The organism is Rhizobium sp. PAMB 3174, assembly GCF_052908375.1.
Genome location: NZ_CM128608.1, coordinates 2280090 through 2292143 on the forward strand (window position 1 = coordinate 2280090; position 12054 = coordinate 2292143).

Consider the following 12054-nt stretch of genomic DNA (forward strand, 5'->3'; position numbering starts at 1 on the left):
GGCCGCCGTTCCATTTCAGCGGCGACGTGCGGGTCCGCATGCTGAAACGTCTTGAAAAACACGGACAAGAGACAGAATGAACTCCAGGGGCAAAACCGTTTCGGCGGACTCCGGCAATCCGCTGCAGACGATCATCAACCTGTGGCCCTACATGTGGCCGCAGACACGGCGCGACCTGAAGCTCAGGGTCGTCTGGGCGACCGTGTTCCTGGTCGTCGCCAAGTTCATCCTGATCCTCGTGCCCTATTTCTTCAAATGGGCGACCGATGCGCTGAACGGCAAGATGGACAACCCGGACATCCTGCCGAGCTTCATGCTCGGCGCGGTCATGCTGGTCATCGCCTATAATTTTGCCCGGCTCTTGCAATGGGGCCTCAACCAGCTGCGCGACGCGCTTTTCGCCAGCGTTGGCCAACACGCCGTGCGCCAGCTCGCCTACAAGACCTTCGTCCACATGCACCGCCTGTCGCTGCGCTTCCATCTGGAGCGCAAGACCGGCGGCCTGTCGCGCATTATTGAACGCGGCACCAAGGGCATCGAGACGGTGGTGCGCTTCACCATCCTCAACACGGTCCCGACCATTCTCGAATTCGCGCTGACGGCGTTCATCTTCTGGTGGGGCTACGGCCTCTCCTATCTCGCGGTGACGGCCATCACCGTCGCAGTCTACATCTGGTACACGGTGAAGGCCAGCGACTGGCGCATCGGCATCCGCCGCGCGATGAACAATTCCGATACGGAGGCCAACACCAAGGCGATCGATTCGCTCCTCAACTTCGAAACCGTCAAATATTTCGGCAACGAGGAGATGGAAGCCCGCCGCTTCGATGACTCGATGGCGCGCTACGAGAAGTCGGCCACCCAGGTGTGGACCTCGCTCGGCTGGCTGAACTTCGGCCAGGGCGCGATATTCGGCGTCGGCACCACGATCATGCTGGTCATGTCGGCGCTCGCCGTGCAGCGCGGCGAGCAGTCGATCGGCGACTTCGTCTTCATCAACGCGCTGCTGCTGCAGCTGTCCGTGCCGCTCAATTTCATCGGCATGCTCTATCGCGAGATCCGCCAGGGTCTGACCGACATCGAGCAAATGTTCGACCTCCTGGACGTGGCGCCGGAAGTCACCGACAAGCCCGATGCGTCCGAACTGCAGATCAAGGAAGGCGCCATCGCCTTCCGCAACGTGCATTTTTCCTACGATCCGGCGCGGCCGATCCTGAAGGGCATTTCCTTCGAGGTTCCTGCCGGCAAGACGATCGCGGTCGTCGGTCCGTCCGGTGCCGGCAAGTCGACGATTTCCCGCCTGCTCTACCGCTTCTACGACGTCAATTCCGGTTCGATCACCGTCGACGGCCGCGATATCCGCGACGTCACCCAGGAAAGCCTGCGGGCCGGCATCGGCATGGTGCCGCAGGACACGGTGCTGTTCAACGACACGATCGCCTACAACATCCGCTACGGCCGGCCGACGGCCAGCGACGAGGAGGTAATGGAGGCCGCCGAAGCCGCCCAGATCGGCAACTTCATCCGCGCGCTGCCGGAAGGCTTTCATACCAAGGTCGGTGAGCGCGGGCTGAAGCTTTCAGGTGGCGAGAAGCAGCGCGTGGCGATCGCCCGCACGATCCTGAAAGCCCCGCCGATCCTGATCCTCGACGAGGCGACATCCGCGCTCGACACGACGACCGAGCAGGAAATCCAGGCCGCGCTCGACATCGTATCGAAGAACAGGACGACGCTGGTCATTGCGCACCGGCTTTCGACCGTCGTCGATGCGGACGAAATCATCGTGCTTCGTGCCGGTGAAATCGCGGAGCGCGGGACGCATCATTCGCTGCTTGCCCAGGGAGGTCTCTACGCCTCGATGTGGAACCGCCAGCGCGAGGCGACCATGGCCGAAGAGCAGCTCAAGCAGATGCGCGAGAGCGACGATATGGGCATAGTGGTGCGCCTCGACCCGGCGCGCTAAGGTGGCCGAACGCCGGTTCGCCGGCAAAATAGCGTGCGCAAAGCGGCTTGCGGCCGAGCGGCGCATTGCCCCGCGCGCCAATTGAATGTAGTCAGCAGTTCGAGTTTCGTCAGGGAGTTTGGCCGACATGAGCCTTTTCGACACCATCCGCAACACCATCGTACCGGTGCACAAGGAAGGTTATCCGTTTGTTGCGGCGTTCTTCGCAGCCTCTCTCGTGCTGGGCTGGCTGTTCAAGCCGCTGTTCTGGGTGGGCCTGATCCTCACGCTGTGGTGCGCCTATTTCTTCCGTGATCCGGAGCGCATGACGCCGCAGGACGACGATCTGGTGATCAGCCCGGCCGATGGCCGCGTCTCCTCCATACAGAAGATGGTGCCACCGGCAGAGCTCGGTCTCGGCACCGAGGAAATGCTGCGCATCTCCGTCTTCATGAACGTCTTCAACTGCCATGTGAACCGCATGCCGATGCGCGGCCGCATCACGCATATCAATTATACCGAAGGCAGCTTCCTGAATGCCGAACTCGACAAGGCCAGCCAGGAAAACGAGCGCAACGGCGTCGTGGTTGAAACCACGCATGGCGATATCGGCGTCGTGCAGATCGCCGGCCTCGTGGCACGGCGCATCGTCTGCTGGGTGCATCCCGACGAGCCGATCGAAGCCGGCGAGCGCTTCGGCCTCATCCGCTTCGGTTCCCGCCTCGACGTCTTCCTGCCGGCCGGTGCGCAGCCGCGTGTCAGCCTCGGCCAGACGGCGATTGCCGGCGAAACCGTGCTCGCCGAATTTGGAGCCCTGAAGGGACCGGTCACCGCGAAGCGCTCGTAGGCGACAGGAAGGAATCATGGAGACGCCATTCCCACCGCATGAACCGAACGGTCCGGACGACGCCGCACGCGGCCCCCGCCTTCGGGAAATCCCACTTCGGATGGTCATCCCCAATCTGATCACCGTGATGGCGATCTGCGCCGGCCTGACGGGCATCCGTCTGGCGTTCGAGAACAAGTACCAGCTGGCGGTCGGCATGGTGCTGCTCGCCGCCTTCCTGGACGGTATCGACGGCCGCATCGCGCGGCTGATGAAGGCGACCTCGAAGTTCGGCGCGCAGATGGATTCGCTTGCCGACATCATCAATTTCGGCGTCGCCCCGGCCCTCGTCTCCTACGTCTTCATCCTCGACCAGGGGCGTTCGCTCGGCTGGGCGGCAGCGCTGATCTACACGATCGCCGCCGGCCTGCGGCTTGCCCGCTTCAACGTGATGGCCGAACGCGACGTCAAGGCGAAGTGGCAGTCGGAATATTTCGTCGGAGTACCGGCGCCCGCCGGCGCCTGCCTCGTGCTGCTGCCGGTCTATTTCGGCTTTCTCGGCCTGGCGCCGAGCGCGACCTTCGCCTATGCCTCGTCGCTCTACACCGTCATCATCGCCCTGCTCCTCGTCAGCCGCCTGCCGGTCTGGTCGGGCAAGTCGGCGACCGCGCGCATCCGGCGCGACCTGGTGCTGCCGATGATCCTCGTCGTCGTGCTCTATGTGGCGCTGCTGATGAGCTACACGTGGGAAGTGCTGGTCGCCTCCGTCGTCTTCTATCTCGCCACCCTGCCCTTCGGCGCACGGGCCTGGCACAAGAAATACGGCACGCTGACGATCACCGAAGACCCGGGCCCGAGCGACAACAGTATCGACAGCGGCATCTGAGGAAATATTCCGCTTTCGCAATATTTCCTCAGTGCGAGCAATATTACACGCCGTTTTCGTAATTGATTTCTAGCAAAGCCCTTACGCCTTTATTTTGTCACGATCCGGCGCGAGAGAGCCGGCGACCATATTCGGGTGGAATCAAAGGAACGGGAAATGACCAAGGAAACGTCTCCGGCAGACACGCAGAAGCGAGAGAAACCGGAGCTCCTGTCGCTCTACAAGCCACTCGGCCTGAAGGCCGTTCTGGCAGCAGCGATCATGGTGAGAAAGCCTAAGGCCGCTTAAGAAGGCCGACAAGGGATCTCAATCGGAAGACAACCGCAAACCCGCCCTCGAGGCGGGTTTGTCGTTTGCGGCGACGGCTTGTTTGCGCCTGTGGTTCAGCGCCGACCGGTATCCGGCTTTTCAGGCTGCAATAAAAGCCTGGCCATCGCCTCCCCGACCGTGCCGGCGAGATCGTCGGTCGACAATTCCGGCGCCAGAATGCCGAGTGCCGCGGCCATGCGGTCCGGCTGACCCAGCGTTGCATTGAGGATGACGAAGACGAGTGCCGGGTTAGCGATCGGGATGACGCCCGCATCTATGCCTTCCTGGATGAGCGGGCGCGCCGCCTCGTAGATCGGCTTCAGCAAACGGTCTGCGATGATCGGACCGCGTGGCGGAGGCTCAAGGCTTCCTCTCGCGATGAAGCCGCGCAAATCAGGATTTTGATCGTAATAGGCCGCCGTCATCGCGATTGCAGCGCCAAGGCGCTCCCGCACGCCGGACCATCGAACCTCTGACAGAAGTGCGACCGCCTTCAGCTTCGGCGCCAGGTTTTCCGCCAGCGCGTCGACGCAGGCAAGCCACAGCCCTTCCTTGTTGCCGAAATGGATGGTGACCAGATTTGGCGCGGCGCCGGCGCGGGCCGCGATCATGCGCACGCCCGCCGCCTCGAAACCGAGGTCCGCGAAACAGCGGGTGGCGGCCAGGATCAGCGTGCTGCGTCCCGCCGGGAGATTTGCCGGACGTCGCCCGCGCCGCGGCGGCTCATTGTCTTGACCGTTCGTCATTCGGATGAATATATGTACAATTGACCATATAGCAACCCAGCTTCCGCAATGTCGGGACCTGAGAAAGGAATGGATCATGCGCTTTCCCATCACACGCCGTGCCACGCTCCTCAACCTGTCGGCGCTCGCCGCCTCTGGCCTCATCGGCTGCGCCTCGAAGCTGCGCCCGAACTCACGCGACGAGCAGTTGACCGGCGTGCTGGACGATACGGTGATCGACGCCTTCCTTTATGCCTTCGGCCCTTATGAGTTCGCGCGCTCCATGCAGGCGTTGTCCGGACAGATCGACGTGGGGGATACGATGGTATCGAAGGAGGCGCTTGCCGAGGCCGCCAAACGGGCCGGCGACGACGGCGTCCTGATCAACCGCCATATCCATGTCCGCGACCTCGCCGACGAACGCATCCGTTCCGTCACGGCGCCAAACAACGACACGCTCTACACCTCCGCGGTGCTGGAACTGTCGCGGACGCCCGTCCGCCTGACATTACCGGCGAGCGGTAAGCGCTATCTGTCGGTCGCACTGATGGACATGTTCACCGACCAGGCCGGGATGATCGGCCGTGCGGAGCATCACGGCAAGGGCGGGACGTTCCTGATCGTCGGCCCGGACAGCCCGACTGTGAACGCGCGTGGCGCGACCATCGTCCGCATGCCTTCCAACGACGTCTGGCTTCTGGCACGCACCTTTGTCGCCGGCACGGACGATCTGGAGGCTGCCCGGTCCGTTCAATCGGGAATCAATGTGGAGCCGGCGATCGCCAAGGCGAAGGCCAGGCGCTTCGTCACGCTCGCACCGCCGGAGATGGAGGCGCCCACCTATCTGGCCCTGACTAACGAACTGCTCGGGCGATCACCCACCCACCCCCAGGTGGCGCGCTCGGCGGATTTTGCTGCAAGGGGCATCATACCCGGGCGGCTCGATGCCTGGAACACGCTGCGGCCCCGCTTCCGGGTGGCATGGGAGGCCTGGCTGCCGCGCTCGCTGGCCGTCGTGCGCAAGGGCCTGTCGCGCACGCAGGACAAGCCCGGCTGGAACACACCGCCCCGGATACTCGGGGACTATGGCAAGAACGACGTGGTGCGCGCGGCAATCGCGCTGATCGGCTTTGGTGCGCTGCGGATCGAGGACGCCTGCTACTACCGGACGGAGAGCGATGCGGACGGCCGCGAACTGACCGGCGATGCGGTCTACGAGATGGTGATTCCGCCAGAAGGCGTGCCGGTGGAGGCCTTCTGGTCGCTCAGCGTTTACAAGCCGGACGCGGATGGACGGCTGTTCTTCTTCAAGGTGCCGATCAAGCGGCACTCGCTCAACTCCGGCTCATCCGACATCCGCAAGCGAGACGACGGTTCGATCCTGCTGTACCTGTCGCGAAAGCGTCCGGATCGCAAGGATGTGGTCTGGGTGCCAACCCCCGACGGCCCTTTCGAGGCGATCTTCCGGACCTACGATCCGAAGAAGCCGATCGTTGATGACCGCTGGACGGTGCCGCCGCTTCGCCGTCAATAACGATCCGGGTGTCGCCGGCTAGAACAGAGACATCTGCCCGCCGCCGGAGGCATCGCCGGGCGTATTCTTCCGCTTGGGCTTTTCGGGCGGTGCTTCCGCGTCTGCTGCGACGCCGACCGGTTCCTGCAGGTCCGGCCCCATATTGGCAACCTTGTTGACCTTGTCGGAGACGGCAATCATTTCGAAGAAGCCGTCATCGGCGGGTTTCAGGAGATCGGCCACGTCGCGCGGCTCCTGCGTGCGGCAATCGAGCCAGCGCGCAAAGTTCTCCGGCTCGATGACGACCGGCATCCGGTCGTGGATCGGGGCCATTGCGGCATTGGCGCCGACCGTCAGTATGCAGCCGGTATCGACCTCGGACCCGTCCGGCGAGGACCAGGATTCCATCAGCCCGGCAAAGGCGACGAGGCCGCCGTTCTTCGGACGGATCCAGTAGGCCTGGGACTTGCGGCCGCTGTCCTTGGCGGGGCGATGCCACTCGTAGAAGCCGGAGGCCGGCACGAGGATGCGGCGGTGGCGCATGGCGGCGCGAAACGACGCCTTCTCGGCCGCCGTTTCGGACCGGGCATTGATCAGCAGCGGAAAGTCGCGCGGATCCTTCACCCATGACGGCGTGAAGCCCCAGCGCACCAGCATCGCCTTGCGGTCGGGCAGGTTCGAGCCTGGCTCGGCGCCCTCGCCCGCCGTCACGATCAGGATCGGCTGGGTCGGGGCGATGTTGTAGCGCGCCGGAAAATCCTCGATCATGATGACCGAGAGGAACTCCAGAATATCCTCCGCCGTCGCGGTCAGCGCATATCGTCCACACATGGGTTCGTGTGATCGCACCACGCGACGGAATGGTCAAGCGCGGCCGGATTGCTGCCGGCGGCCCTTGAAATCCCCGCCCCAATGCCTAAATTATGATCATCGAACCTTCTTCGCGGGTCTTTTCCGAGGTGCAAGCCTCGCCGCACTTTCCCAGAACAGTCGACGATGCCTCGGCGGACAGAGTGCTTTATCTGCACCGTTCCCGGCATGGCCAAGGGAAGCAACCCATAGTGTGGCTGACTTGAGAAGACCCTGCAGGTTCGCGTTCGCGCGCGGCTGACCACGGATGTACTGGCAGCCATGCGTTCGATCGACGGGAGGGGACTGGCCGGCCTCAGGCTGGCGTCCCGCATTGAAAATCGGATGCTGCCCCGCCTCGGACGGACAATGACTGTCCGCCATTGGCGTCACGGGCAGGTGCAGTTCCCTCCCCTTCTTCCCACAGCGGCGTGTCAGCGCCGCCAAAGAGAAAGGATCCGCTTTGCAAGTCATCGTGAGAGACAACAACGTCGAACAGGCCATCCGCGTTCTGAAGAAGAAGCTGCAGCGCGAGGGCGTCTTCAAGCAGATGAAGGCACATGCCACCTATGAAAAGCCGTCCGAACGGCGCAACCGGCAGAAGGCGCAGGCGATCAAGCGTCACCGCAAATACGTCCGCAAGCAGATGAAGCGCGACGGCTTGATCCCCGCATCGGGCCGATAGGCCCCGCCTTTCCCTTCAGGCCGTCCTGCCGCGAAGTGTCAGGAAGGACAGCGTCAAGGCGATAACGCCGCAGCCGGCAATGCTTGCCACCACCGGCAGCGGCGTTCCGTCGAACACCAGGCTGACGATCGCGATAGCAATCGCGCCGACCAGCATCTGCAGCGTGCCGCCAAGTGCTGCGGCACTGCCGGCAATCTCTCCGTGCTCTTCGAGCGACAAGACCATCGCCGTCGGAATGACGAGCCCGAGGAAGGCATTGGCGACGATCAGCATGAAGACCAGCAGCCAGAAGCTTCCCAGTCCCAGCAAAAACAGCACAAACATCAGCATCGACGCGGCCGCGAAGCCGACGACGGAGACGCGCACGACCGCGAGCGCGCCGTACCTCCCGCCGAGATTGGCAGCAAACTGGCTTGAGGAGAAGAAGCCGAGCGCGTTCAGCGCGAAGGCAAGGCTGAACTGCGTCGGCGTCAGGCCGTAATAGCCGGTGTAAAGAAACGACGCAGTGGACAGGAAGGCGAAGAAGCTCGCCATGCCCGCGCCGCCGATCAGCGTCTGGCCCATATAGGACGGATCGCGCAGAAGAATGCCGAACGCCTTCAGCATGGCGCCCATCCGAAAGGCCACGCGGCGTTCCGGCGGCAAGGTCTCCTGCAGGGCAAAGCGGGTCAGGATGAGGCTGGTGACCGCTGTTATCGCCGAACAGTAGAAGACCGCCCGCCAGCCGAAGGGCACCATCAATGCCGAACCGATCAGCGGCGCCAGCATGGGCGAGACGGAAATGACCAGCATCACCGTCGACATCAACCGCGTGGCGGCATTGCCGGTGTAGAGGTCGCGGATGATGGCACGCGGGATCGACATGACGGAGGCAGCACCAATGCCCTGGATGAAGCGCAGCGCGATCAGCCAGCCGATCGTCGGCGCCAGCGCGCAGCCGATGGAGGCGACGGCAAACAGCGTCAGCCCGAAATAGAGCGGCAGCCGGCGGCCGAACATGTCGGAGGCCGGGCCATAGAAGAGCTGCGACACGCCGAAGGACAGGAAGAACGCCATCAGCGTCCACTGCGACAGCGCCACCGGTGCCTGAAGGTCGGCGGCGATCACCGGCATGGCCGGCAGATACATGTCGATTGCGACAGGTCCGACAGCAGCGAGCAGGCCCAGAATGCCGGCGAGCTTGATCATTTCAACCTTCATGTTGACCTCTCGTTGCGATGACGTCGCGGTGTCTTGATGACACTAAGAACAAACGAAGAACTCCTCATATACGAGCCCGCGCGCGCTGAGAAGTGCCAAATCTCGTAACGCGCGCAGTGACCCGAAGGCCATCCTTTTTCTCGCCCGTCCCCTTCGCAGCCCATCCGCTTTCGTGGCAGAGTGCGGCCATGACAACGCTCTCCCTTCAGGCTTCTTCGGCAATCGTGGTTCATGATGGCCGGTTTCTTCTCGTCCGGCGCGCCAACCCGCCGGGCAAGGGCGTATACGCATTTCCGGGCGGTCGGGCCGAGGCCGGCGAGACGCCGGAGGAAACGGCGATTCGCGAACTGGAGGAGGAAACCGGACTTCGCGGACGCAATGCCCGCTTCTTCACCGCCTACGACCTGCCCCCTTCCGCCGATGGCGGAGTTGGCTTCTATCTCTCCGTGTTCGAGATTGAAGCGGAATGGCCGGAAACGGCGGCCGCCGCCGATGACGCGGACGCGCTTGGCTGGTATAGCGTGGAGGAAATGCGGCAGATCGCCGTTCTGCCGAGCGTTCTGGAATGCGCCGAACGGATCGCCGGCATGACATCTTAGGACCGACCGATGCGCCTGCCTGTTCTGTTCGTTCTCCTGGCTTCCTTCGCCGCCCCCGCCGCATTTGCGGCAGGAAAAGCGGCCGAACAACCCGCGCCCGCCGCTCCTTCGCCTCCGCCCCCCTATGAGGACAAGCTGGTGCGGCTGTCTGAGATCCTCGGCTCCGTCCAATATCTCAGAAGCCTTTGCGGAACGGACAAGGAGACGAACTGGCGTGATTCGATGCAGACGCTGCTGGACCTGGAAACGGTCGGCGAACCGGACCGGACCGCGAAGCTGACGGCGGCATTCAACCGGGGCTACCGTGCCTTCGCCGCGATTCACACCGGTTGCACGCCGGCGGCAGTGAAAGCCGAGGAGCAATATCGTATCGACGGCGCAACACTGGCGACAGAAATCGCGACCCGCTTTGGAAATTTATGATTTATTTACCTCTTTCCCTAGCGCGCAGTGCCGTTTTGGGAAAAAACTGATAACGTCTTTAAGAGTGTGGTAAGAACCCAGAGTAAGTACAGGGGTAAGGGCAGTGGAAAGAAGCATCAACGAACTCGACGACATCATCGTCCACGAAAAGATGCAGGCTGCTCTCGAATACCAGAACGAAGCCTGGGCCGACGGCGTTGCCGACGGTATCGAGCCTGAAATCATCGCCGATGCCGCAATCGCCCTTGCCATGCGCGAGACGGTACGCCTTCATGGCGAAGACGGAGCGGAGGCGATGCTCGAATCGCTGCGCGAGCGCATTCGGTCGGGCGAGTTTTCTCCGGGCCGAACCATTCAATAGAACGGGACACCATATCCATGCCAAGGACCGCGACGCTTCTGGTGTCGACACGTCTTCTTTTGCGGACCGCCGCGATCGTGCTGCCTTCGTTCCTCGCGTTTGCCCATATCCAGCCGGCCTTCGCGCTTTCCGAACTTCAGAGCACGCCGGCCGACAAGGCTGGCGACACTGCGACTGAGCCGCAGGGCGCGGAAGACGACGGTACCGCGACCGACGAAGGCGAGAGCGACGAGGACAGCAGCGAAGGCACGGACATAGAGCAGGGCCTGCCCGACCCCGACCCGATGGTCAAGCAGAAGGCCGACGTCGACCAGCCGAAGAAGGAGGTCGAATATATCTTCGACGCCTCGAAGCTTCCCGAGCCGGTCCGGCGGATGCGCCAGTTGATCGTCGAGGCGGCGGCATCCGGCGACGTGACGCGGCTTGCACAGCTCACCAATCCCGGTCCCGACCAGACGCAGCTTGGCGCTGGCGGCAGCACGGGCGAAGATCCGGTCGCGGTGCTGAAATCCTTCTCCGGTGATCCGGACGGCCGCGAAATTCTCGCGATCGTTCTCGACCTCCTGCAGGCGGGCGCCGCGCACTTCAACAAGGGTACGCCCGACGAAACCTATGAGTGGCCCTACTTCGCCGAGAAGGACCTCGACAAGCTGACGCCGCCGGAAGTGGTGGAACTGCTGCGAATCGTGACTGCCGGCGACTATGCCAACATGCTCGACTATGGCGGCTACAATTTCTACCGGATGGGCATTTCGCCGGACGGTACCTGGAAGTTCATGCTCGCCGGCGAATAAGAAGACACTTGCTCCGTTGCGGGTCACGTCCTACCTGTTCCCTTTGACGGGATGCGCGATATCGCGAGTCCCCCACACCAATTCCCGGGAACTGCGATGTCCAAAGCCCATCTCGAAGACCGCCGACTGATCCGGATATCCGGGCCGGACGCGGAATCATTCCTGCAGAACCTGATCACCACCGACATAGCCAGTCTCGGCGACGCGGAGGCGCGGCCGGGGGCGCTGCTGACGCCGCAGGGCAAGATCATGTTCGATTTCATGATCTCGCGGACCGCCGATGGTTTCAGCATCGAGACGGATGCCACGCAGACCGAGTCGCTGTTGCGGCGCCTGATGATGTACAAGCTCAGGGCAAACGTGACGCTTGCCGCCGAAGACAATGACGGTGTGAGCGTCGTCTGGGACGAGACGGCACCGGACGGCAGCGTTGCGGACAGCCGCTTCGCCAAGGCCGGAACGCCGCTTTACCGCCTGCCCGGCAATCTCGGCGATGGCGATCGTGCGGCCTATGAGGCGCTGAGGATAGGTCTCGGCATTGCGGTGTCAGGACAGGATTTCGCCCTGCAGGATGCCTTTCCTCACGACGTGATGATGGACCTGAACGGCGGGCTCTCCTTCAGGAAAGGCTGCTATGTCGGCCAGGAAGTGGTATCGCGCATGCAGCACCGGGGAACGGCGCGTCGCCGCCCTGTTCTCGCGACAGCGGAAAGCGGCTCTCTGTCCCCGGATACGCCGCTGACAGCCGCCGGCAAGCCGGTGGGCAACGTCGGCAGCGTCTCCGGTTCCTCTGCGATTGCGATCGTGCGGACCGACCGGGTCGGCGCGGCGCTTGCCGCCGGCACGCCGATCCTGGCAGGAGACACCGCGGTCACGCTTGCCCTGCCCGCATGGTCCGACCTCTCCTTCCCGTCCGACGAGGTCGACGCTTGAAGACGCCGA

The 12054-nt window shown here is 63.2% G+C and carries 14 protein-coding genes; 11 read left to right on the forward strand and 3 right to left on the reverse strand.

Features of this window, described 5'->3' with window-relative positions:
• Nucleotides 1-76: 76 nt before the first annotated feature.
• From ACU5AY_RS10890 to ACU5AY_RS10905, 4 genes are all read left to right on the forward strand, one after another.
• The gene (locus ACU5AY_RS10890) at nucleotides 77-1963 is read left to right on the forward strand and encodes an ABCB family ABC transporter ATP-binding protein/permease (protein WP_446826218.1); all 1887 of its coding nucleotides are present in this window, start codon (nucleotides 77-79) and stop codon (nucleotides 1961-1963) included.
• A 127-nt stretch (nucleotides 1964-2090) separates the two neighbouring features.
• Nucleotides 2091-2789, forward strand: coding sequence for a phosphatidylserine decarboxylase (locus tag ACU5AY_RS10895; RefSeq protein ID WP_446826219.1), 699 nt, complete (start codon nucleotides 2091-2093; stop codon nucleotides 2787-2789).
• A gap of 16 nt (nucleotides 2790-2805) precedes the next feature.
• Nucleotides 2806-3654 carry a CDP-alcohol phosphatidyltransferase family protein gene (locus tag ACU5AY_RS10900; protein ID WP_446824745.1) on the forward strand — a complete coding sequence of 283 codons (849 nt, stop codon included), beginning with the start codon at nucleotides 2806-2808 and terminating at the stop codon, nucleotides 3652-3654.
• A 156-nt stretch (nucleotides 3655-3810) separates the two neighbouring features.
• Complete coding sequence (locus ACU5AY_RS10905) at nucleotides 3811-3942, forward strand: hypothetical protein (RefSeq protein WP_446824746.1); 132 nt, start codon at nucleotides 3811-3813, stop codon at nucleotides 3940-3942.
• Between the two features lie 95 nt (nucleotides 3943-4037).
• Here the strand turns inward: ACU5AY_RS10905 and ACU5AY_RS10910 are convergent, their stop codons facing one another.
• Complete coding sequence (locus ACU5AY_RS10910; protein ID WP_446826220.1) at nucleotides 4038-4709, reverse strand: TetR/AcrR family transcriptional regulator; 672 nt, start codon at nucleotides 4707-4709, stop codon at nucleotides 4038-4040.
• A gap of 76 nt (nucleotides 4710-4785) precedes the next feature.
• Here ACU5AY_RS10910 and ACU5AY_RS10915 point away from each other — a divergent pair, with 76 nt between their 5' ends.
• Nucleotides 4786-6222, forward strand: a complete 1437-nt coding sequence (locus ACU5AY_RS10915; protein WP_446826221.1) for a DUF1254 domain-containing protein — start codon at nucleotides 4786-4788, stop codon at nucleotides 6220-6222.
• Nucleotides 6223-6240: 18 nt separating this feature from the next.
• Here the strand turns inward: ACU5AY_RS10915 and ACU5AY_RS10920 are convergent, their stop codons facing one another.
• A complete protein-coding gene (locus ACU5AY_RS10920; RefSeq protein ID WP_446826222.1) occupies nucleotides 6241-7032 on the reverse strand; it encodes an SOS response-associated peptidase in 792 nt (263 codons plus the stop codon).
• Nucleotides 7033-7513: 481 nt separating this feature from the next.
• Between ACU5AY_RS10920 and rpsU the strand changes: the two genes are divergently transcribed.
• A complete protein-coding gene (gene rpsU / locus ACU5AY_RS10925) occupies nucleotides 7514-7735 on the forward strand; it encodes a 30S ribosomal protein S21 (RefSeq protein ID WP_446826223.1) in 222 nt (73 codons plus the stop codon).
• 15 nt (nucleotides 7736-7750) lie between these two features.
• On the opposite strand, the gene ACU5AY_RS10930 is transcribed toward rpsU, so the two are convergent.
• Nucleotides 7751-8935 carry a multidrug effflux MFS transporter gene (locus tag ACU5AY_RS10930; protein ID WP_446826224.1) on the reverse strand — a complete coding sequence of 395 codons (1185 nt, stop codon included), beginning with the start codon at nucleotides 8933-8935 and terminating at the stop codon, nucleotides 7751-7753.
• Between the two features lie 188 nt (nucleotides 8936-9123).
• Here ACU5AY_RS10930 and ACU5AY_RS10935 point away from each other — a divergent pair, with 188 nt between their 5' ends.
• The 5 genes from ACU5AY_RS10935 to ygfZ all read left to right on the forward strand — a co-directional run bounded on the left by ACU5AY_RS10935 (nucleotide 9124) and on the right by ygfZ (nucleotide 12045).
• Entirely contained in the window at nucleotides 9124-9534 is a 411-nt protein-coding gene (locus ACU5AY_RS10935; RefSeq protein WP_446826225.1) for an NUDIX hydrolase, read from the forward strand.
• 9 nt (nucleotides 9535-9543) lie between these two features.
• Entirely contained in the window at nucleotides 9544-9957 is a 414-nt protein-coding gene (locus ACU5AY_RS10940; RefSeq protein ID WP_446826226.1) for a TIGR02301 family protein, read from the forward strand.
• A 151-nt stretch (nucleotides 9958-10108) separates the two neighbouring features.
• On the forward strand, nucleotides 10109-10318 hold the full coding sequence (locus tag ACU5AY_RS10945) for a hypothetical protein (protein WP_446825905.1): 210 nt from the start codon (nucleotides 10109-10111) through the stop codon (nucleotides 10316-10318).
• A gap of 17 nt (nucleotides 10319-10335) precedes the next feature.
• The gene (locus tag ACU5AY_RS10950) at nucleotides 10336-11112 is read left to right on the forward strand and encodes a hypothetical protein (protein ID WP_446826227.1); all 777 of its coding nucleotides are present in this window, start codon (nucleotides 10336-10338) and stop codon (nucleotides 11110-11112) included.
• Between the two features lie 96 nt (nucleotides 11113-11208).
• Nucleotides 11209-12045 (forward strand): CAF17-like 4Fe-4S cluster assembly/insertion protein YgfZ, encoded by an 837-nt coding sequence (gene ygfZ, locus ACU5AY_RS10955; protein ID WP_446826228.1) that lies wholly within the window; start codon nucleotides 11209-11211, stop codon nucleotides 12043-12045.
• The last annotated feature ends 9 nt before the right edge of the window (nucleotides 12046-12054 follow it).

Excerpts from the sequence above, each read along its gene's own strand:
- ACU5AY_RS10890 (WP_446826218.1), top strand. The coding sequence starts at position 77 with ATGAACTCCAGGGGCAAAACCGTTTCGGCGGACTCCGGCAATCCGCTG.
- ACU5AY_RS10895 (WP_446826219.1), top strand. The coding sequence starts at position 2,091 with ATGAGCCTTTTCGACACCATCCGCAACACCATCGTACCGGTGCACAAG.
- ACU5AY_RS10900 (WP_446824745.1), top strand. The coding sequence starts at position 2,806 with ATGGAGACGCCATTCCCACCGCATGAACCGAACGGTCCGGACGACGCC.
- ACU5AY_RS10905 (WP_446824746.1), top strand. The coding sequence starts at position 3,811 with ATGACCAAGGAAACGTCTCCGGCAGACACGCAGAAGCGAGAGAAACCG.
- ACU5AY_RS10910 (WP_446826220.1), bottom strand. The coding sequence starts at position 4,709 with ATGACGAACGGTCAAGACAATGAGCCGCCGCGGCGCGGGCGACGTCCG.
- ACU5AY_RS10915 (WP_446826221.1), top strand. The coding sequence starts at position 4,786 with ATGCGCTTTCCCATCACACGCCGTGCCACGCTCCTCAACCTGTCGGCG.
- ACU5AY_RS10920 (WP_446826222.1), bottom strand. The coding sequence starts at position 7,032 with ATGTGTGGACGATATGCGCTGACCGCGACGGCGGAGGATATTCTGGAG.
- ACU5AY_RS10930 (WP_446826224.1), bottom strand. The coding sequence starts at position 8,935 with ATGAAGGTTGAAATGATCAAGCTCGCCGGCATTCTGGGCCTGCTCGCT.
- ACU5AY_RS10935 (WP_446826225.1), top strand. The coding sequence starts at position 9,124 with ATGACAACGCTCTCCCTTCAGGCTTCTTCGGCAATCGTGGTTCATGAT.
- ACU5AY_RS10940 (WP_446826226.1), top strand. The coding sequence starts at position 9,544 with ATGCGCCTGCCTGTTCTGTTCGTTCTCCTGGCTTCCTTCGCCGCCCCC.
- ACU5AY_RS10945 (WP_446825905.1), top strand. The coding sequence starts at position 10,109 with ATGCAGGCTGCTCTCGAATACCAGAACGAAGCCTGGGCCGACGGCGTT.
- ACU5AY_RS10950 (WP_446826227.1), top strand. The coding sequence starts at position 10,336 with ATGCCAAGGACCGCGACGCTTCTGGTGTCGACACGTCTTCTTTTGCGG.
- ygfZ (WP_446826228.1), top strand. The coding sequence starts at position 11,209 with ATGTCCAAAGCCCATCTCGAAGACCGCCGACTGATCCGGATATCCGGG.